We start from the raw sequence: 18,336 nt of genomic DNA, 5'->3' as shown, positions 1-18,336 counted from the left end.
GGCCCCGGTCGAGGCCGGTCGGCCCCTGCCGCCGCTCAGCCCGCGACGGTCCAGGTGTCCTTGCCGGCGAGCAGTGCGCCGAGGTCGCCCTTGCCGTGCTGCTCGACAGCGGCTTCGAGCTGAGTGTTCATCAGGGTGTCGTAGACCGGGCGCCGGGTGCTGCGGAGCACACCGATGGGGGTGTGGTGGAGCGTGTCGGGGTCGGCGAGGCGGGAGAGCGCGAACGCGGTGGTCGGTGAGGTGGCCTGGGCATCGTGGACGAGGATTCGTGATTCGTTCTCCGGGGTGACGTCCACGACTTCGAGGTCGCCGGTGGTGTGGTCGCGCACCACGCCCTTGGGTGCCTCGGGCGTGCCGAAGCGGATGGGCTGCCCGTGTTCCAGCCGGATGACCGCTTCCTGGGCCTGCTCGCGGTCCTTCAGGGCCTCGAAGGCACCGTCGTTGAAGATGTTGCAGTTCTGGTAGATCTCGACGAGGGCGGTCCCGGGGTGGTCCGCTGCCGCGCGCAGCACGCTGGTGAGGTGCTTGCGGTCGGAGTCGATGGTGCGGGCGACGAAGGACGCCTCGGCTCCGATGGCCAGCGATACGGGGTTGAACGGGGCGTCGAGGGAGCCCATGGGCGTCGACTTGGTGATCTTCCCGGCTTCGGACGTCGGCGAGTACTGGCCCTTGGTCAGTCCGTAGATCCGGTTGTTGAAGAGGAGGATCTTGAGGTTGACGTTGCGGCGCAGGGCGTGGATGAGGTGGTTGCCGCCGATGGACAGCGCGTCGCCGTCGCCGGTGACGACCCAGACGGACAGGTCGCGGCGGGAGGTGGCGAGACCGGTGGCGATGGCGGGGGCCCGGCCGTGGATGGAGTGCATCCCGTAGGTGTTCATGTAATAGGGGAAGCGGGAGGAGCAGCCGATGCCGGAGACGAAGACGATGTTCTCTTTGGCGAGGCCGAGTTCGGGCATGAAGCCCTGGACGGCGGCCAGGACGGCGTAGTCGCCGCAGCCCGGACACCAGCGGACTTCCTGATCGGACTTGAAGTCCTTCATGGACTGGGTGGCCTCGGCCTTGGGGACCAGGTTCAGGAGGTCGTTGGTGTCAGGCATCGGTGGCCTCCTTGAGTGCTGTCGCGAGCTGTTCCGCCTTGAACGGCATGCCGTTGACCTGGTTGTAGGAGACGGCGTCGATCAGGTACTTCGCCCGGATGAGAAGGGCGAGCTGGCCGAGGTTCATCTCCGGGATCACGACCTTGTCGTACCTCTTGAGGACATCACCCAGGTTGGCGGGGAAGGGGTTGATGTGGCGCAGGTGGACCTGCGCGATGGGGATGCCGTCCTTGCGCAGCCGGCGCACGGCCGCGGTGATCGGCCCGTAGGTCGAGCCCCAGCCCAGGACGAGGGTGCGTGCACCGTCGGGGTCGTCGACCTCCACGTCCGGGATCTCGATGTTGTCGATTTTGGCCTGGCGGGTGCGGACCATGAGGTCGTGGTTGGCCGGGTCGTAGGAGATGTTCCCGGTGCCGTCCTGCTTCTCGATGCCGCCGATGCGGTGTTCGAGGCCCGGGGTTCCGGGCACGGCCCAGGGGCGGGCCAGGGTGTGCGGGTCGCGCTTGTAGGGCCAGTACACGTCCGTTCCGTCGGCCAGGGTGTGGTTCGGCGTGGTCGTGAACTGGACGCGCAGGTCGGGCAGTTCAGCGGCCTCGGGGACACGCCAGGGCTCGGAGCCGTTGGCGAGGTAGCCGTCGGAGAGCAGGAGGACCGGTGTGCGGTAGGTCAGGGCGATCCGGGCGGCGTCCAGGGCGGCATCGAAGCAGTCCCCCGGGGTCTTCGGCGCGATCACCGGGACCGGGGCCTCGCCGTTGCGGCCGAACATGGCCTGCAGGAGGTCGGCCTGTTCGGTCTTGGTGGGCAGTCCGGTGGAGGGCCCGCCGCGCTGGATCGCGACGACCAGCAGCGGCAGTTCCAGCGACACCGCGAGCCCGATCGTCTCCGACTTGAGGGCCACTCCGGGGCCCGAGGTGGTGGTCACGGCCAGGGAGCCGCCGAAGGAGGCGCCCAGGGCTGCTCCGATGGCGGCGATCTCGTCCTCGGCCTGGAAGGTCCGCACGCCGAAGTTCTTGTGCCGGGAGAGTTCGTGGAGGATGTCGGACGCGGGGGTGATCGGGTACGAGCCCAGGTAGAGAGGCAGATCGGCCTGCCGGCCCGCGGCGATCAGCCCGTACGACAGGGCGAGGTTTCCGCTGATGTTGCGGTAGGTGCCGGCCGGGAACGCGGCAGCCGCGGGCTCCACCTCGTAGGAGACGGCGAAGTCCTCGGTCGTCTCGCCGAAGTTCCAGCCCGCGCGGAACGCCGCGACGTTCGCCTCGGCGATCTGTGGTTTCTTCGCGAACTTCGTCCGCAGGAACTGCTCGGTGTTCTCCGTCGGGCGGTGGTACATCCAGGACAGCAGCCCGAGCGCGAACATGTTCTTGGACCGTTCGGCCTCCTTGCGGGAGAGCCCGAACTCCTTGAGCGCTTCGATGGTCAGTGTGGTGAGGGGGACCGGGTGGACCTGGTACGCCTCCAGCGATCCGTCCTCCAGCGGGGAGGCGAGGTAGCCGACTTTGGCCATCGGGCGTTTCGTGAACTCGTCGGTGTTGACGATGATGTCCGCGCCGCGCGGTACGTCGGCGAGGTTCGCCTTGAGGGCGGCGGGGTTCATCGCGACCAGGACGTTCGGCGCGTCGCCCGGCGTGAGGATGTCGTGGTCGGCGAAGTGCAGCTGGAAGGAGGAGACACCCGGCAGCGTCCCGGCGGGCGCCCGGATCTCGGCGGGGAAGTTCGGCAGCGTCGAGAGATCGTTCCCGAACGAAGCGGTCTCAGAGGTGAACCGGTCCCCGGTGAGCTGCATCCCGTCACCCGAGTCACCCGCGAACCGGATGATCACACGGCTCAGACGGCGCACCTCCTTGGTGGTGGAGGCACTCTTGTCGATCAGTGGGGGGCGCGGTTCTCGGGTGACGGGCTCATCGGCTCCGTCGGCCTGCTCGGCTGGGCTACTGACCTGGCTGGTCACTGAACTGGACCTCCCTCGGGCGGCTGCTCGGATGTACCCGGCTGCCCGGACACACCGGAACCCACCCTACGACGGTAAGGGTGGCCTTCCCTGGAAGGCTCATATGGCGGACGCCCTAATGAGACACCGAATTGCCCGGGTTTGGTGCCATTGAAATCGCACATCCCGGCCCTCGGTGTCATCAGGCGCTTGCGCTGGGTGCTCATCCTTTGGTTCTAGGTCCTGCCCGGAGCCGCTTCCGGCGCAGGGCCCCGACCTCGATATATGACAGGGTGTCAGTTGATTACGAGTTCAGGTAGGTCAGCACGGCGAGCACCCGGCGGTGATCCCCGTCACTCGGAGAGAGCCCGAGCTTCAGGAAGATATTGCTGACGTGCTTCTCCACCGCCCCGTCACTGACCACCAACTGCCGTGCGACCGCCGAGTTCGTACGCCCCTCGGCCATCAGGCCCAGCACCTCGCGCTCGCGCGGGGTCAGCCCGGCCAGCACATCCTGCTTGCGGCTGCGGCCCAGCAGTTGTGCCACGACCTCGGGGTCGAGGGCCGTCCCGCCCTGCGCCACCCGGACCACGGCGTCCACGAACTCCCTGACCTCCGCGACCCGGTCCTTCAGCAGATAGCCCACGCCGCGGCTGGACCCTGCCAGCAGCTCGGTGGCGTACTGCTCCTCCACGTACTGCGAGAGGACCAGAACCCCTATCCCCGGGTAGTCCTTGCGCAGCCGTACGGCCGCCCGTACGCCTTCGTCGGTGTGGGTGGGCGGCATCCGCACATCGGCGACCACGACATCCGGGAGCAACTCCTGCGCCGCCAGATCCCCGATCGTCTTGATCAGGGCTTCCGCGTCCCCGACACCCGCGACGACGTCGTGACCGAGGTCCGTCAGCAGCCGGGTCAGGCCCTCCCGCAGCAGCACTGAATCCTCGGCGATGACCACTCGCACTCTGTCCTCCACGACGCTGAAGCCCCCCACTTGGTGATAGTTGCCGCCCTGCGTACCCCAGCATCCCAGCATCGGGGGCCGAGCGGGTGGGGGTCCGCCCTATCGGTGTCCCCCGCCCGCTGCCCCGGGCGTCCCTCCAGTGGTGCCAGGGTCCGGGGCAGCGGGGGAGCGGCCGGAGGGACCGGCCGGACGGAGAGACAGGGACGAGGACGGCGTACGCGGGACGGGAAGGTACCGGACGGCAGGGTGCGGTCAGTCGCGCCAGGGCAGCTCGGCCGTGACAGTGGTCGGACCCCCGGCCGGCGAGTCCACGACCAGCAGGCCGTCGACCGCGTCCAGCCGCTCCGCGAGCCCCGCCAGACCGCCGCCCGCCGCGTTCGCGGTGAGGGCGCCGTCAGGTCCGGTGGCGCCGCCCGAGCCGTCGTCGGTCACCTGGAGCATGATGCGGTCAGCCACCCGCCACACGTCCACACTCGCGCGGGTCGCCCGCGCGTGCTTGCTGATGTTCTGCAGGAGCTCCGAGACCGTGAAGTACGCGATGCCCTCGATGGCGGCGGCAGGCCTGAACGGCAGGTCCACCTCGACCTGCACCGGCACCGTGCACCGCGAGGCGATAGAGGAGAGCGCGGCGTCGAGCCCGCGGTCGGTCAGTACGGCCGGGTGGATGCCGCGGGCCAGATCGCGCAGCTCCTGCAGGGCGATCTTGACCTCGCCGTGCGCCTCGTCGACCATCCGGGCCGCCGTCTGCGGGTCCGCGGTCAGTTTCTCCTTCGCCAGGCCGAGGTCCATGGCGAGCGCCACCAGCCGGGCCTGCGCGCCGTCGTGCAGATCCCGCTCGATGCGGCGCAGATCGGCGGCCGCCGTGTCCACCACCACCCCGCGGTCCGACTCCAGCTCGGTGACCCGGCTGTCCAGCCGCGACGGGCCGAGCAGCCCGAGAACCATCATCCGGTCGACACCGGCAAGGCCGCGGATCACCCAGGGGGTGGCGAGAACGAAGGCCAGACCGCTCAGGCTGGTCAGGGTGATCTCGAAGGGGCTGTCGAGATAGACGTGGTGCGTACTGTCGCCGTACAGCTGGATGCCGACCGTGTCCGTGTAGGCCGGGAAGACCCACCGCCACAGCGGATACGTCAGCATCGCCCAGCCGTACGCCGAGAGGATCACCGACACCAGGAAGGCGAAGACGGCCCACGGGAAGTGCAGCAGCGAGTAGACCAGGTGGCGCCAGGACGCCCCGCTCTTCAGTACGGCGCCCACCCACGACATCAGGCCGCGGGTCCTGCCCCGTACCGGTGCGGGGTCCGCGATGTCGACCCTGAGCAGCGCCCGCGCCCTGGCCCGCTCCATCGACCCGAAGCCCCGGCACATGACCAGGCCCCCGGCGAGCAGCGGGATACCGATGAAGGTCACCATCAGGCCGACGCCCAGCGAGAACGTCGTGATCGCGAGGACGAAGAGCATGATGCTGATGGGCAGCGAGAGGAGGAGATATCCGAACTCGCGCCACGTACGGCCCTCGAACGGCGCACGCAGCACCGCTGGCACGCGGTGGTCCCGGGGTCGAATGCCGTGGTCCGTGGCCATGGAGGTGTCCGTTTCTCTTCGTCCGGCTGGTCGGTGTCTGTCCGGTCCGTGTCCGGCCCGTGTCCGGTCGTAGTGGTCCGGAGGGTGTCCGGGGCTGCGTCCGGCGGTCTGGTGCGTAGGTCTGGTGCGGCAGTGCGGTTCGCGGTCCGGGCCGGTGGTCCGTGGTCCGTGGTTCTGTGTTCAGGGGTTCTGTGGGCCGTGGTTCTGTGGGCCGGCTCCGCGGTCCGGCCGACCGGGTCCTGGGTTTGCGGCCTGGTGGCTGCGGTGGGGTGACTGCGGTCCGGTTCTGCGGTCGGGTGAGCGCGCTGGTTCAGCGGCCCGGTCCTGCGGTTTCCATGTCTCCATGCTCCCGGCCCCGGGCGCCGCCGGCCATGAGGCGGGGCACCGTCTTCGACCGGGGGTTTTCCCCACCCCCGGCCGGAGAACAGTGCCCCGTCCCGGCCCCGCTGTACGTCAGCCCCGGTCGCGCCAGGGCAGCTCGGCCGTCACCGTGGTCGGCCCGCCCTCCGGCGAATCCAGTACGAAGAGACCGTCCACGGCGCCCAGCCGGTCGGCCAGCCCCGCCATGCCCGTACCGCCGTCGAGCCGTGCCCCGCCACGCCCGTTGTCCTCGACCCGGATCAGCAGCCGGTCGGCCGAGCGCCACACCTCCACCGAAGCGGAGCGCGCACGGGCGTGCTTGCTGACGTTCTGCAGGAGCTCCGAGACCGTGAAGTACGCGATGCCCTCGATCGCCTCCGCCGGCCGTTCCGCCAGATCGACATGGACCTTCACCGGAGCCGTGCACCGTGAGGCGATCGAGGAGAGCGCGGCGTCGAGCCCGCGGTCGGTCAGTACGGCCGGGTGGATGCCGCGGGCCAGATCACGCAGCTCCTGCAAGGCCAGTTTCACCTCTCCGTGGGCTTCGCCGACCATCACGGCTGCCGCGTCCGGATCCTCCAGAAGCTTCTCCTTGGCCAGCCCCAGCCCCATGGCGAGCGCCACCAGCCGGGCCTGCGCGCCGTCGTGCAGATCCCGCTCGATGCGGCGCAGATCGGCGGCCGCCGTGTCCACCACCACCCCGCGGTCCGACTCCAGCTCGGCGATCCGGCGCTCCAGCTCGTCGGAGGGGGAGAGAAGCCCCCGGACCATGGCCCGGTCGACGTTGGTCAGCCCGCGGGCGATGAACGGCAGCACCGGCCAGAGCACGAACAGACTGGGCAGCACCAGGGCGAACGTCAGCACCCCCCACGGCAGCCGGATGAAGCCGTACAGCATGGTGCGCCAGCCCACCGGGTCCTTGAGGCTCATCCACAGCCTGGTGAAGAAGCTGCCGCCGCGTTTGACGAAGAGCGGGCTCGGCTCCTCCACCCGGACGCCCAGCAGCCGCCGCGCCCGAGCCCGCTCGAACCTGCCGATCTGCCGCGCCCCGAGCAGTCCGAGCGCGAGCAGCGGCAGACCCACCACCGTGACGGCGAGGCCGCCGCCCACGGCAATCATGAACACGACGTAAACGAAGCCGACGATGGAAGCCGGCAGATTCACCAGGAGATGGGAGATCTCCTTCCAGGTGAACCGGTCGAGCGCGAAGCGCGCGGGCGGTGGCCGGTCGGAGCCGAGCTGACGGGAGTTGGTCGCGGTCATACGCCAAGACTGCCGGGCTCCGGGGACGGATGCCATGGGGCGGCTGGGTGGGACGGGGTGGGGTTAACCCCACCCCGCACCCCGCCCCGTGCCGGACTCCGCTCCGGATCCGGCTGCTTACCGAGTCTTTAACAGGGCCTAGACTCCCGTGCGTACGGATCGTCCAACGTGGCGAATGTGACGGACGAGGCGACGAAAAGGGCGCAGGGAGCGAGGGCCGGACGTGCCGGGACCGACCGTTGCCGCAGCGGGCCATGCGGTTCTCGCCGCTGGTCATACGGGCCACGCCGCATACGCGGGGCACCCAGGGCGCTCTGTGCACACGGGGCACACGGGGTACACGGGGTACTTCCACATGTACTCGGTCGTCGGTGTACTCGCGGTCGTCGGCGTGCTCTTCGTCGCCGTGGCCTTCGGGGCGGGGCGGCTGCTGCGGCCGGTGGTGCCGACACCGGAGAAGCTGCTGACGTACGAGTGCGGTGTCGATCCCGTCGGCGAGGGCTGGGCGCACACCCAGGTCCGCTACTACGTCTACGGCTTCCTCTACGTGATCTTCGCGGTGGACTCGATCTTCCTGTTCCCGTGGGCGACGGTCTTCGCGGCGGACGGATACGGGACGGCGACGCTGGTGGAGATGTTCGTCTTCCTCGGCTTCCTGGCCGTCGGACTGCTCTACGCATGGAAGAAGGGCGTCCTCGAATGGACGTGACGAACCCCGTCGATCTGCCGGACCCCCAGCTGCCCGGCGGCCAGTTGCCCGAGGCCGCCCGCCCGCAGCGGCTCGGCGTGCTCTCCCGGCTCGCCCCCGAACCCATGAAGGTGGTCCTCAACTGGGGCCGCCGCTACAGCCTGTGGGTCTTCAACTTCGGCCTCGCCTGCTGCGCCATCGAGTTCATCGCGGCCTCGATGGCCCGGCACGACTTCATCCGGCTCGGCGTGATCCCGTTCGCCCCCGGCCCCCGCCAGGCCGACCTGATGATCGTCTCCGGCACGGTCACCGACAAGATGGCCCCCGCCGTCAAGCGCCTCTACGAGCAGATGCCGGAGCCGAAGTACGTCATCTCCTTCGGCGCCTGCTCCAACTGCGGCGGTCCGTACTGGGACTCGTACTCCGTGACCAAGGGCGTCGACCAGATCATCCCCGTCGACGTCTACGTACCCGGCTGCCCGCCCCGCCCCGAGGCGCTCCTCCAGGGCATCCTGAAACTTCAGGAGAAGATCGCCAGGGAGTCGCTCGGCGAGCGCTACTCCACGCCCTCCACCGCCCAGTTGACCAGCGGCCTCATCGCGCCCCCGCCGGCACCGGAGGCAGGACAGTGACGCACGCGTACGACGGGCTCCCCGAAGCCGTCACCGAACTCTTCGGCGCGGAAGCCACCGCCGGGCACAGCTACGACCTGCTCACTGTCGACGTACCGGCCGCCTCCTGGACCGCCGCACTGGAGACCGCGAGGCACCGGCTCGGCTGCACGTACTTCGACTGGCTGAGCGCCGTCGACGAACCGGACACCGGCTTCCGGGTCTGCGCCCATGTCGTGGCCATCGAAAACCGTACGGTCCGCCGACTGCTCGTACGCACCACCGTCCCGCACTCCGCGCCGGCCCTGCCGTCAGCCGTGGGAATCTACGCGGGCGCGAGCTGGCACGAACGTGAGACGCACGAGATGTTCGGCGTCACCTTCACCGACCATCCGCACCTGGTACCGCTCCTGCTGCCCGAGGGCTTCGAGGGCCACCCGCTGCGCAAGGACTTCGTCCTCGCGGCACGCGTCGCGAAGGCCTGGCCGGGTGCGAAGGAGCCGGGGGAGGCCGCGGCAGGTCACGGAGCGGGAGCCGGTGCGAAGCGCCGCCAGATGCTGCCGCCCGGCGTTCCCGACCCCAACGAGTGGGGCCCGCAGAAGGGCCTGCTTCCTCCGGCCCCGGCCCGTCCGGCGCGCGCCGCACGCGCGGCGGGTGACCGCCCGGCGCGGCGCACCCGCAGCGTGAACGAGGGATCCACGAGCCAGTCGCCGGCCACGGACGCCACGGGCGGGGCCACGCGGGCAGCGGCGCCCGGTTCTGCGGCTGGATCCGCGTCGGCACCTGGGTCCGCGCCGGTGGGGAGTACGGGAGACGGGGGAACGCCGGAGGTCGCTGCCGACCCGGTGTCTCCGGGGGCAACGGTGTCTCAGGAAGCTCCGGTGTCTCCGGAGGCGAAGGAGCGGGCGCAGACACCGGAACCGTTGGATCCGGCTTCAGGCTCGGCTTCCACTGTGGAATCCGCCCGCCCGAAATCCGCTGGTTCGCGGCGGAGCCGGAGTGTTTCCGAGGGGTCCACGTCCCAGCGTGCTGCCGAGGACGCCGCCCCGGCCGTGCCGTCCCGCTCGCCGGCCGGGGACGACGCGCCGTGGCGCAACGCCCGCCCGGCCTTCGAGCCGTCGAAGGAGGCGGACACAGAGGGTTCGGCCACGGAAGCGGACACCGGGACTGCTGGGCGCCGGGCTTCAGAGGGTCACGCACCTGAGGAGCAGGCGAACGCCGACCGGGCGAACGCGGACGATGCTGGCGAGGCCCCGGCCACCGCAGACCGGGCCACCGAGGACCGGGCCACCGAGGACCGGGCCACCGCAGACCGGGCGAACGCGGACGTGGCGGGCGAGGCCCCAGCTGCCGAGGCCCCGGCCACCGAGGGCGAGGCAGCGGAGCCCGCACCCGCGTCCGACGCGGCAACCCCATCGGAACGCGAAGCGGACGCCGAACCTGAAGCGGCTGCCGAACCCGGCCCTGAAGCGGACGCCGAACCTGAAGCGGCTGCCGAACCCGGCCCTGAAGCGGACGCCGAACCTGAAGCGGCTGCCGAACCCGGCCCTGAAGCGGACGCCGAACCTGAAGCGGCTGCCGAACCCGGCCCTGAAGCGGACGCCGAACCTGAAGCGGCTGCCGAACCCGGCCCTGAAGCGGACGCCGAACCCGAAGCAGACGCTGAACCCGAACCCGAACCCGAAGCGGACGCCGAACCCGAACAGGGAACCGGGCGCCGGGCCGAGACCGGATCTGACACTCCCACTGGACACGACACCCCCGCCGGTCCTGATACCCCCGCCGGAGGCGATACCGCGTGAACGACGTACTCGACGTCGCCATCCGGCTGGTCATCGTCTTTGTCGCCTTCCTCGTCCTCCCGCTGGTCGTCGGGCAGACCGAGCACAAGGTCATGGCCCATATGCAGGGCCGTCTCGGGCCCATGTACGCAGGCGGGTTCCACGGCTGGGCCCAGCTCGTCGCGGACGGTGTGAAGTTCGCGCAGAAGGAAGACATCGTCCCGGCCGGAGCCGACCGGCGGATCTTCCAGCTCGCGCCCGCCGTCGCGCTCCTCCCGTACCTGCTCGTCCTGCTGGTCATTCCGATCGGGCCGGGCGAGGGCGCCGTCGGGCAGGTCGTCGACGCGGGAATCTTCTTCGTGCTCGCCGTGATGGGAGTCGGCGTACTCGGCTCGATCATGGCGGGCTGGGCATCGGCCAACAAGTTCTCACTCCTCGGTGGCCTCCGGACCGCCGCGCAACTCCTCGCCTACGAACTGCCGATGCTGCTCACCGCGGCGTCCGTCGCCATGGCGGCCGGCACGGTCTCGCTGCCCGGCATCCTGAACGCGTTCGCGTGGTGGTGGATCCCCTGGCAGATCGTCGGCGGCCTGGTGTTCTTCACGGCGGGACTCGCCGAGCTCCAACGCCCGCCCTTCGACATGCCCGTTGCCGACTCGGAGATCATCTTCGGCGCCTACACCGAGTACACGGGGCTGCGCTTCGCGCTCTTCCTGCTCTCCGAGTACGCGGGCATCGTCATCCTCTGCGGCCTCACCGCCGTGCTCTTCCTCGGCGGCTGGCACGGCCCCTGGGGCAGTGACGGGCTCGGCTGGGTCTGGATGCTCCTCAAGACGGCTGTTCTGGCATTCGGTGTGATCTGGCTCCGGGTGACCTATCCACGGCTCCGTGAGGACCAGCTCCAGAAGCTGGCCTGGACCGTACTCATTCCCCTCGCCCTCGCGCAGATCGCGCTCACCGGCATTGTGAAGGTGGCGATCAGCTGATGTCTCCCGTCCCCGGTTCAGGTCTGGCCAAGGGCCTGGCCGTGACGCTCCGCACCATGACGAAGAAGACGGTCACCGCGCAGTATCCGGACGTCCAGCCCGAACTCCCGCCCCGCTCCCGCGGCGTCATCGGGCTGTTCGAGGAGAACTGCACCGTCTGCATGCTCTGCGCCCGTGAGTGCCCCGACTGGTGCATCTACATCGACTCCCACAAGGAGACTCTCCCGGCGGCCGCGCCGGGGGGACGCGAACGCAGCCGCAATGTCCTCGACCGGTTCGCGATCGACTTCGCCCTCTGCATGTACTGCGGTATCTGCATCGAGGTATGCCCCTTCGACGCGTTGTTCTGGTCGCCGGAGTTCGAGTACGCGGAGACGGACATCCACGAACTCACCCACGAGCGCGACAAGCTCCGTGACTGGATGTGGACCGTGCCCGCCCCGCCCGCACTCGACCCGGCAGCGGAGGAACCCAAGGAGGTCGCCGCGGCACGCAAGGCGGCGGACAAACTCGAAGCCGCCCACCGGGCCGAGCAGAATCAGCAGGCCGAGCACGCCGAACAGGCCGAGCACGCCGAACAGGCCGGGAACACCGAACAGGCCGGGAACACCGAACAGGCCGGGCAGGCCGAGCACGCCGAACAGGCCGAGCACACCGAGCGGGAGGGGGAGGCGTGAGTCGTGGAGCAGACGTGGTCGCCGTCGCAGCCGCCGGCCACCCCGGGTTCCTGTCACCGACGGGTGTCGAGATCGTCTTCCTTCTGGTCGGCATCGCCACCTTCGGCGCGGCGGTCATCACCGTCACGACCAAGCAACTGGTGCATGCCGCACTCTGGCTGATCGTTGCCCTCGGTGGCCTCGCCGTCGAATACCTCCTGCTGACGGCCGAGTTCATCGCCTGGGTCCAGGTGCTGATCTATGTCGGCTCCGTGGTCGTCCTCCTGCTCTTCGGGCTGATGCTCACCAAGGCCCCCATCGGCCGCTCCCCGGACGCCGACTCGGAGAACCGCTGGGTGGCCCTCGCGGTGGCCGTCGCCGCGGCCGCCTCACTCGTCTGGGTGGTCGTCGACGCGTTCCGTACGACCTGGGTCAACCTTCACGGACCGGTCCAGGGTTCCACCAAGGTTTCCGGCGAGAGCCTCTTCCGCCACTGGGTGCTGCCCTTCGAGGCGCTCTCCGTGCTCCTCCTGGCCGCACTTGTCGGGGCGATCGTCCTGTCCCGGAAGAACAGCACCGCAGCCGTGACCGGCGCGGCAACCAGCAGCACCACGACCGGGAACAGCGCGGGCAAGAGCAGCAGGGAGCAACGCTGATGCATCTCGTCTATCCCGCCGTGCTCGCCGCCCTCCTCTTCTGCACCGGGCTGTACGGAGTCCTAGCCCGCCGCAACGTCATCCTGATCCTGATGTCCGTCGAGCTGATGCTCAACGCCGTCAACCTCAACCTGGTCGCCTTCGACGTATGGCTGCGCGACAAGCTCCACTCCGGGCAGGCACTCACCCTCTTCACGATCGCCATCGCCGCCGCCGAGATCGGCATCGGCCTCGCGATCGTCCTCGCGGTCCACCGGAACCGGGGTACGACGGACATCGACAAGCTCCGCGACACAGCCGAATCACCGGACCGCGACGACCCGGCAGACCCGGACGACCCGGCAGAACCGGCTGACTCCACCGACCCCGACGATCCCGATGACCGCGAGGAGAAGGCAGAGGCTGCCGCGTGACCACGACGACCCTCGCCGTCCTCGTCCCCCTCCTGCCCTTCCTGGGCGCTGCGGCCGGACTCCTGCTCGGCCGCACCGCGCCCGGATTCGTCCGCCCGCTTGCCATCCTCCCGACGCTCGCCGCAGCGGCGCTCGCGATCACAGTCGCCGTACGCCAGAGCGGCGGACACGCCATCGACGCCGCGACCCGGCTCACACCCACCGGCTCCGTACCCGTCGACCTGTCCCTGCACATCGACGGCTTCGCCGCGCTCGTCGCGGTCCTCGTCGTGACCGTCGCCGGCTGTGTGCAGGTCTACTCGACCGCTTACCTGCGCGACGACCCGCGCTACCCCTCGTACGCGGCGATCGTCTCCCTCTTCACCGCCGCGATGCTGCTCGTCGTCTACTCCGGCGACCTGATGGTGCTGCTCGTCGGCTGGGAAGTCATGGGCATCTGCTCGTACTTCCTCGTCGGCCACTACTGGGAGACCCCTGAAGCCCGCTCCGCCTCCCTCAAGGCCTTCCTGGTCACCAAACTCGGTGACGTCCCCTTCCTGATCGGCCTGTTCGCGCTCGCCGCCGACGCGGGAACATTCCGCATCACCGGCATCCTGCGCACGGTCTCCGACGGCGGACTCCACCACCCCACACTGATCGCCCTGTTGCTGCTCGCGGGAGTCGCCGGGAAGTCCGCGCAGTTCCCGCTGCACACCTGGCTGCCCGACGCCATGGCAGGCCCGACCCCGGTCTCCGCGCTCATCCACGCGGCCACCATGGTCGCGGCAGGCATCTACTTCGTGGCCAGGCTGCTCCCCGTCTTCTCGGCGTCCACAGCCGCCATGACCGTTCTGGCCGTCATGTCCGCGGTCACCATGATCGGATCGGCACTGGCCGCTCTGGCCCAGGACGACATCAAACGCGTCCTCGCCTACTCCACCATCGGACAACTCGGCTACATGTCAGGCGCTCTGGCCGTCGGTGACCGCGGTGCCGCCGTCTTCCACCTCCTGTCGCACGGCGCGTTCAAAGCACTGCTCTTCCTCGGCGCCGGCGTGGTCATCCACGCCGCGGGCACCAACTCGCTCGCCGCCATGAGCCGCATGGACGACCTGCCCAAACGCATCCCCGACGCCTTCTGGACGATGACCATCGCCCTGCTCGCCCTCGCCGCCATCCCGCCCTTCGCCGGATTCTTCTCCAAGGAGTCCGTCCTCGGCGCCGCAGAGAACACCGCGCTCGGCGACAGCGCCATCGCCCCCGCGGGCGCCGGCTGGACCGTGCTGATCGCAGGACTTGTCACCGCCCTGCTGACCGCCGCCTACGCCACCCGCCTCTGGCTCCTCGCCTTCCGCGGCACAGGCAGCGAAGCCCCCGACCGCGGCAAGCAACCCCTTGCCATGAACGGCGTGCTCTGGCTCCTCGCCGTTCCCACCATCGGCTTCGGCCTCACCGCCGGCCGCCTCACCGACTGGTTCGACGGCCACAGCCTCACCCCGACCCTCACCACCTCCGTCCTCGGCACCGGCGTCGCCCTCGTCGGCGGCCTGGTCACCTACGGCACCTGGCGGCACACCACGGCCATGGCCCAGCAGCCCCCGATCGGCGCCGTCACAGCCCACCCCGACGCGGACCCCGCCACCGTCGAAGCCGAAGCCATCGCCACCCACCGCTCCGTCTACGGCAGCATCGCCTCGGCCCCCGACCCCGTCGACCCCGGCAGGCTGCTCCTCGGCCCGCTCCACCGCCACGCGGTGACCGGCTTCCACCTGGACGCCCTCTACACGGCCGCATTCGTACGCCCCGTGCTCGCCGCAGCCCAACTGGTGCGCTTCCTGGACCGCGAGGTCATCGACACCTACGTACGCGGTGCGAGCGCAGCACCACGCTGGCTCGGGACCGCCTTCCGCCGGGCCCAGACCGGCAACGCACAGACCTACCTCAGCGCCCTGCTCGCCGGATCCGTCGTCCTGGTGATCGCCGCCGTCGCCCTTGCCAACGCCTACGCCGGATCGTGAGCCGTGATCGATATCAGCGCATCCGTGATGCAGTTCCTTCTGGCGTTCATCGTCGCCGCCCCGGTCATCGGCGCCGTCGCCGCGCTCCTGCCCGCACCACCCGGGCTGAGGGGCACATCACCCCGGCAGGCCGTACTCCGCCACGGCGTGATCGTCACCGGCACCGTCCTCATCGCCGCGGTCGTCCTCGCGCTCGGCTTCGACCGCGACCACCCGTCGAAGATGCAGGCCACCACCGACATCAGCTGGATCCCGGCACTCCACGTCCGCATCCACCTCGGCACAGACGGCATCTCGCTCCCCCTCCTCGTGCTGACCGCGCTGCTGACCTTCCTCTGCGCGCTCTACTCCTGCTTCAAGCTCCCGGCGGGCCCGTCCCCCAAAGCGTTCGTCGCGCTCGTCCTCCTCCTCGAATCGGGGACGCTCGCCACCTTCGCCGTCCTCGACCTGGTGCTCTTCTTCCTGGCCTTCGAGATGGTCCTCATCCCGATGTACTTCCTCATCGCCCGCTGGGGCGGCGCCGGACGCACCGCCGCAGCCTGGAAGTTCATCCTCTACACCGTGCTCGGCTCCGTCGTCATGCTGCTCGGCCTCCTCCTCATCGGCGTGAAGAGCGGAACACTCGACATGGTGGCACTCGCCACTGACAACGGCCGCGGTCTCACCCACACCACCCAGGTCGTCGCGGTCCTCGCCATCGCCATCGGCCTCGCAGTGAAGACCCCGATGTGGCCGCTCCACAGCTGGCTCCCCGACGCCCACACCGCGGCACCCACCGCAGGCTCGGTCCTCCTCGCCGGAGTCATGCTCAAGATGGGCACCTACGGATTCGTCCGCATCGCCCTGCCCATCGCACCCGAGGGCATGCACACCTTTGCGCCGTACCTGGCGGCCTTCGCCGTCGCCGGCATCATCTACGGATCACTCGCCTGCCTGTCACTCGCCAGGCACGGCAACAAGGGCGACCTCAAACGGCTCATCGCCTACTCCTCCGTCGGCCACATGGGCTTCGTACTCCTCGGCATCGCGTCGATGACACCCACCGGAGTCAACGGCGCGCTCTTCGCCAACATCGCCCACGGACTGATCACCGGGCTGCTCTTCTTCCTCGTCGGAGCGCTGAAGGACCGGTACGGCACCGCGGACCTCGACACGCTCGCCGGAGCCACCGGCGCCGCCCTCTACGGCCGGGCCCCCCGGCTCGGCGGCCTCGTCGCCTTCGCCGCCGTCGCCTCACTCGGACTGCCGGGACTCGCCGGGTTCTGGGGCGAGATGCTGACGATGTTCGGCGCCTTCGACCCGGCCCGCGGTCTCAGCCGCCCCGCCTTCCTCACCTTCATGTCGCTCGCGGCCCTCGGCACTCTGCTCACCGCCGCCTACCTCCTCCTCGTCGTACGCCGCGTCTGCATGGGCACCCCACCGCAGACAGCACCCGAAGCACGCGACGCGCAGGAAGCACGGGAAGCACCGGCGGCACAGGAAGCGCGCGAGACACGAGGACCACAGGAAACCCCCACGACACGGGAAACACCGGGCACACCACCACCCGCGGCCGGAGCCCCGCCCGCGACCCCTGCCGCCGTCGCTGTCCAGAACATCCAGGACGTCCAGGGCTATGAGCTCGCCACCTGGAGCCCGCTCGTCGCCCTCACCGTCCTCGCCGGCCTGTGGCCCGCGGCCCTCCTCGGCCTCACCGACCCGGCCGTGCAGAAGCTCCTCGCAGGAGGCAAGGCATGAGCTCCCTCGTCCAGTCCGTCGACTGGCTCGCGATCGCCCCGCCCGTCATCGTCGCCGCGACCGCGCTGATCATCCTTGTCGCCGACCTCTTCGTCCCCGAGAACCGCAAACCACTCCTCGGCTGGACCGCGGTCGCCGGACTCGCCGCCGCCACCCTCATGCTGCTGCCCCTGCGCCGCGGCAACCGCTCCACCTTCTGCCTCACCACCGACCACCGGGCCTGCAGCTACACCGCGGACCACTTCACCCTCGCCATCCAGCTCCTCGTACTCGGCGGCGCCCTGCTCACCGCCCTGCTCTCGATGAGCGAAACCGGCCGCGACCGCCTCCCGGCCGGCGAATTCTGGTTCCTGCTCCTCGCCTCCGCCTCCGGCGCCGCACTGCTGCCCGCCTCGCGCGACCTCGCCACCCTCGTCGTCGCCCTCGAAGTGGCCTCGCTGCCCGCCTTCGCCCTCGTCGGCATCAAGCGCGGCAACCGCCTCTCCTCCGAAGCCGCCCTCAAGTTCTTCCTCTCATCGGTCACCGCGACCGCCGTCACCCTGCTCGGCGTCAGCTTCGTCTACGCCGCCACCGGCACCCTGCACCTCACCCGCATCGCCACCGCCCAGGTCGACCCGCAACTCGACACCCTCGCCGAGGCCGGCGTCGTCCTCACCCTCGTCGGCTTCGCCTTCAAAACAGCCGCCGCGCCCTTCCACTTCTGGGTCCCCGACACCTACATCGGCGCACCGCTCCCCATCGCCGCCTACCTCTCCGTCATCGGAAAGGCCGTCGGCTTCTCCGGGCTCATCCTCGTGACCGTCGTCGCCTTCCCCGGGTACGCCGACATCTGGGGCCCGGCCATCGCCGTACTCGCCGCCCTCACCATGACCATCGGGAACACCGCCGCCCTGCGCCAGCAGGCCACCCGCGCGCACAGCGCCGTCCGGCTCCTCGCCTGGTCCTCCATCGGCCAGGCGGGCTACCTCCTCGTACCGATCGCCGCCGCCGGATACACCTCGGACCGCGAAATCGGCTCCACCGTCGCGTACGCGCTCATGTACGCCGTCGTGAACCTCGGCGCCTTCGCCACCGTGGCCCTCGTCGCCCGCTCCCGCCCCGGCAAACGGCTCAGCGACTACCGCGGCCTGTACGCCACGCGCCCCCTCACGGCCCTCGCGCTCGCTTTCTTCCTGCTCTGCCTCGCCGGACTGCCCCCCGGCATCATCGGCCTCTTCGCCAAGGTCACCGTCTTCCAGAGCGCAGTCGACGCGGGCCTCGGCTGGCTCGCCGCCGTCATGGCCGCCAACGTCGTGTTCGCCCTCTACTACTACCTCCGCTGGACAGCTGTGCTCTTCCGCACACCCAGGGCCACGACAGCCACCACCCCGGCCGACGCGACCGCCCCCGCGCCCGCCACCGGGGAAACCCGCACCGGCCCCCGGATCCCCGCCCCGCTCACCCTCACCGTCGCCCTGGCGGCCGCCGCCGGAGCCGTGCTCTCCGTCGCCCCCCAGCTGGTCCTGCACTTCGCGGCAGGCAGCCTCTTCTGAGTTTTGCTACGGTCTTCGGCCGGACACTTTCCACAGACACGCACCGGCGCACCGCCCCGAGGCAGAACCAGCACGCCACGG

General features: G+C 70.0%; 15 protein-coding genes. 10 read left to right on the top strand and 5 right to left on the bottom strand.

What is annotated here, in order from left to right; all coding sequences use genetic code 11:
• Positions 1–35 precede the first annotated feature (35 nt).
• The 5 genes from OG584_RS13615 to OG584_RS13595 form a co-directional block, all read right to left on the bottom strand.
• On the bottom strand, positions 36–1,097 hold the full coding sequence (locus OG584_RS13615; RefSeq protein ID WP_405778092.1) for a 2-oxoacid:ferredoxin oxidoreductase subunit beta: 1,062 nt from the start codon (positions 1,095–1,097) through the stop codon (positions 36–38).
• Positions 1,090–3,045, bottom strand: a complete 1,956-nt coding sequence (locus OG584_RS13610) for a 2-oxoacid:acceptor oxidoreductase subunit alpha (RefSeq protein ID WP_405778091.1) — start codon at positions 3,043–3,045, stop codon at positions 1,090–1,092. Before OG584_RS13610 ends, OG584_RS13615 begins: the two co-directional genes overlap by 8 nt.
• Positions 3,046–3,328: 283 nt before the next feature.
• Positions 3,329–3,988: a LuxR C-terminal-related transcriptional regulator gene (locus OG584_RS13605; RefSeq protein ID WP_405784044.1), complete on the bottom strand. Its 660-nt coding sequence runs from the start codon at positions 3,986–3,988 to the stop codon at positions 3,329–3,331.
• A 252-nt stretch (positions 3,989–4,240) separates the two neighbouring features.
• Positions 4,241–5,575 carry a sensor histidine kinase gene (locus tag OG584_RS13600; protein ID WP_405778090.1) on the bottom strand — a complete coding sequence of 445 codons (1,335 nt, stop codon included), beginning with the start codon at positions 5,573–5,575 and terminating at the stop codon, positions 4,241–4,243.
• A gap of 453 nt (positions 5,576–6,028) precedes the next feature.
• Positions 6,029–7,198: a sensor histidine kinase gene (locus OG584_RS13595; protein ID WP_405778089.1), complete on the bottom strand. Its 1,170-nt coding sequence runs from the start codon at positions 7,196–7,198 to the stop codon at positions 6,029–6,031.
• A 223-nt stretch (positions 7,199–7,421) separates the two neighbouring features.
• Between OG584_RS13595 and OG584_RS13590 the strand changes: the two genes are divergently transcribed.
• The 10 genes from OG584_RS13590 to OG584_RS13545 are packed head-to-tail and all read left to right on the top strand — an operon-like array spanning position 7,422 to position 18,255.
• Positions 7,422–7,907: an NADH-quinone oxidoreductase subunit A gene (locus OG584_RS13590; RefSeq protein WP_405778088.1), complete on the top strand. Its 486-nt coding sequence runs from the start codon at positions 7,422–7,424 to the stop codon at positions 7,905–7,907.
• Positions 7,898–8,518 carry an NADH-quinone oxidoreductase subunit B gene (locus tag OG584_RS13585; RefSeq protein WP_405778087.1) on the top strand — a complete coding sequence of 207 codons (621 nt, stop codon included), beginning with the start codon at positions 7,898–7,900 and terminating at the stop codon, positions 8,516–8,518. Before OG584_RS13590 ends, OG584_RS13585 begins: the two co-directional genes overlap by 10 nt.
• A complete protein-coding gene (locus tag OG584_RS13580; RefSeq protein ID WP_405778086.1) occupies positions 8,515–10,299 on the top strand; it encodes an NADH-quinone oxidoreductase subunit C in 1,785 nt (594 codons plus the stop codon). The genes OG584_RS13585 and OG584_RS13580 overlap by 4 nt, the downstream gene beginning before the upstream one ends.
• Entirely contained in the window at positions 10,296–11,264 is a 969-nt protein-coding gene (locus tag OG584_RS13575) for an NADH-quinone oxidoreductase subunit H (RefSeq protein ID WP_405778085.1), read from the top strand. Before OG584_RS13580 ends, OG584_RS13575 begins: the two co-directional genes overlap by 4 nt.
• A complete protein-coding gene (locus tag OG584_RS13570) occupies positions 11,264–11,941 on the top strand; it encodes a 4Fe-4S binding protein (RefSeq protein WP_405778084.1) in 678 nt (225 codons plus the stop codon). Before OG584_RS13575 ends, OG584_RS13570 begins: the two co-directional genes overlap by 1 nt.
• Positions 11,938–12,576: an NADH-quinone oxidoreductase subunit J gene (locus OG584_RS13565; protein ID WP_405778083.1), complete on the top strand. Its 639-nt coding sequence runs from the start codon at positions 11,938–11,940 to the stop codon at positions 12,574–12,576. Before OG584_RS13570 ends, OG584_RS13565 begins: the two co-directional genes overlap by 4 nt.
• Positions 12,576–12,989 carry an NADH-quinone oxidoreductase subunit NuoK gene (gene nuoK, locus OG584_RS13560; protein WP_405778082.1) on the top strand — a complete coding sequence of 138 codons (414 nt, stop codon included), beginning with the start codon at positions 12,576–12,578 and terminating at the stop codon, positions 12,987–12,989. Before OG584_RS13565 ends, nuoK begins: the two co-directional genes overlap by 1 nt.
• Positions 12,986–14,986 carry an NADH-quinone oxidoreductase subunit L gene (locus OG584_RS13555; protein ID WP_405778081.1) on the top strand — a complete coding sequence of 667 codons (2,001 nt, stop codon included), beginning with the start codon at positions 12,986–12,988 and terminating at the stop codon, positions 14,984–14,986. Before nuoK ends, OG584_RS13555 begins: the two co-directional genes overlap by 4 nt.
• A gap of 27 nt (positions 14,987–15,013) precedes the next feature.
• Entirely contained in the window at positions 15,014–16,723 is a 1,710-nt protein-coding gene (locus OG584_RS13550) for a NuoM family protein (protein ID WP_405784043.1), read from the top strand.
• Positions 16,720–18,255 carry an NADH-quinone oxidoreductase subunit N gene (locus tag OG584_RS13545; protein WP_405778080.1) on the top strand — a complete coding sequence of 512 codons (1,536 nt, stop codon included), beginning with the start codon at positions 16,720–16,722 and terminating at the stop codon, positions 18,253–18,255. Before OG584_RS13550 ends, OG584_RS13545 begins: the two co-directional genes overlap by 4 nt.
• Positions 18,256–18,336: the final 81 nt, after the last annotated feature.

Source organism: Streptomyces sp. NBC_00859 (genome assembly GCF_045161865.1).
In the GTDB taxonomy this organism is placed as follows: Bacteria; Actinomycetota; Actinomycetes; order Streptomycetales; family Streptomycetaceae; genus Streptomyces.
Note: the sequence above shows the minus strand (reverse complement) of the source record. Positions and strands in the feature narration are given on the sequence as shown.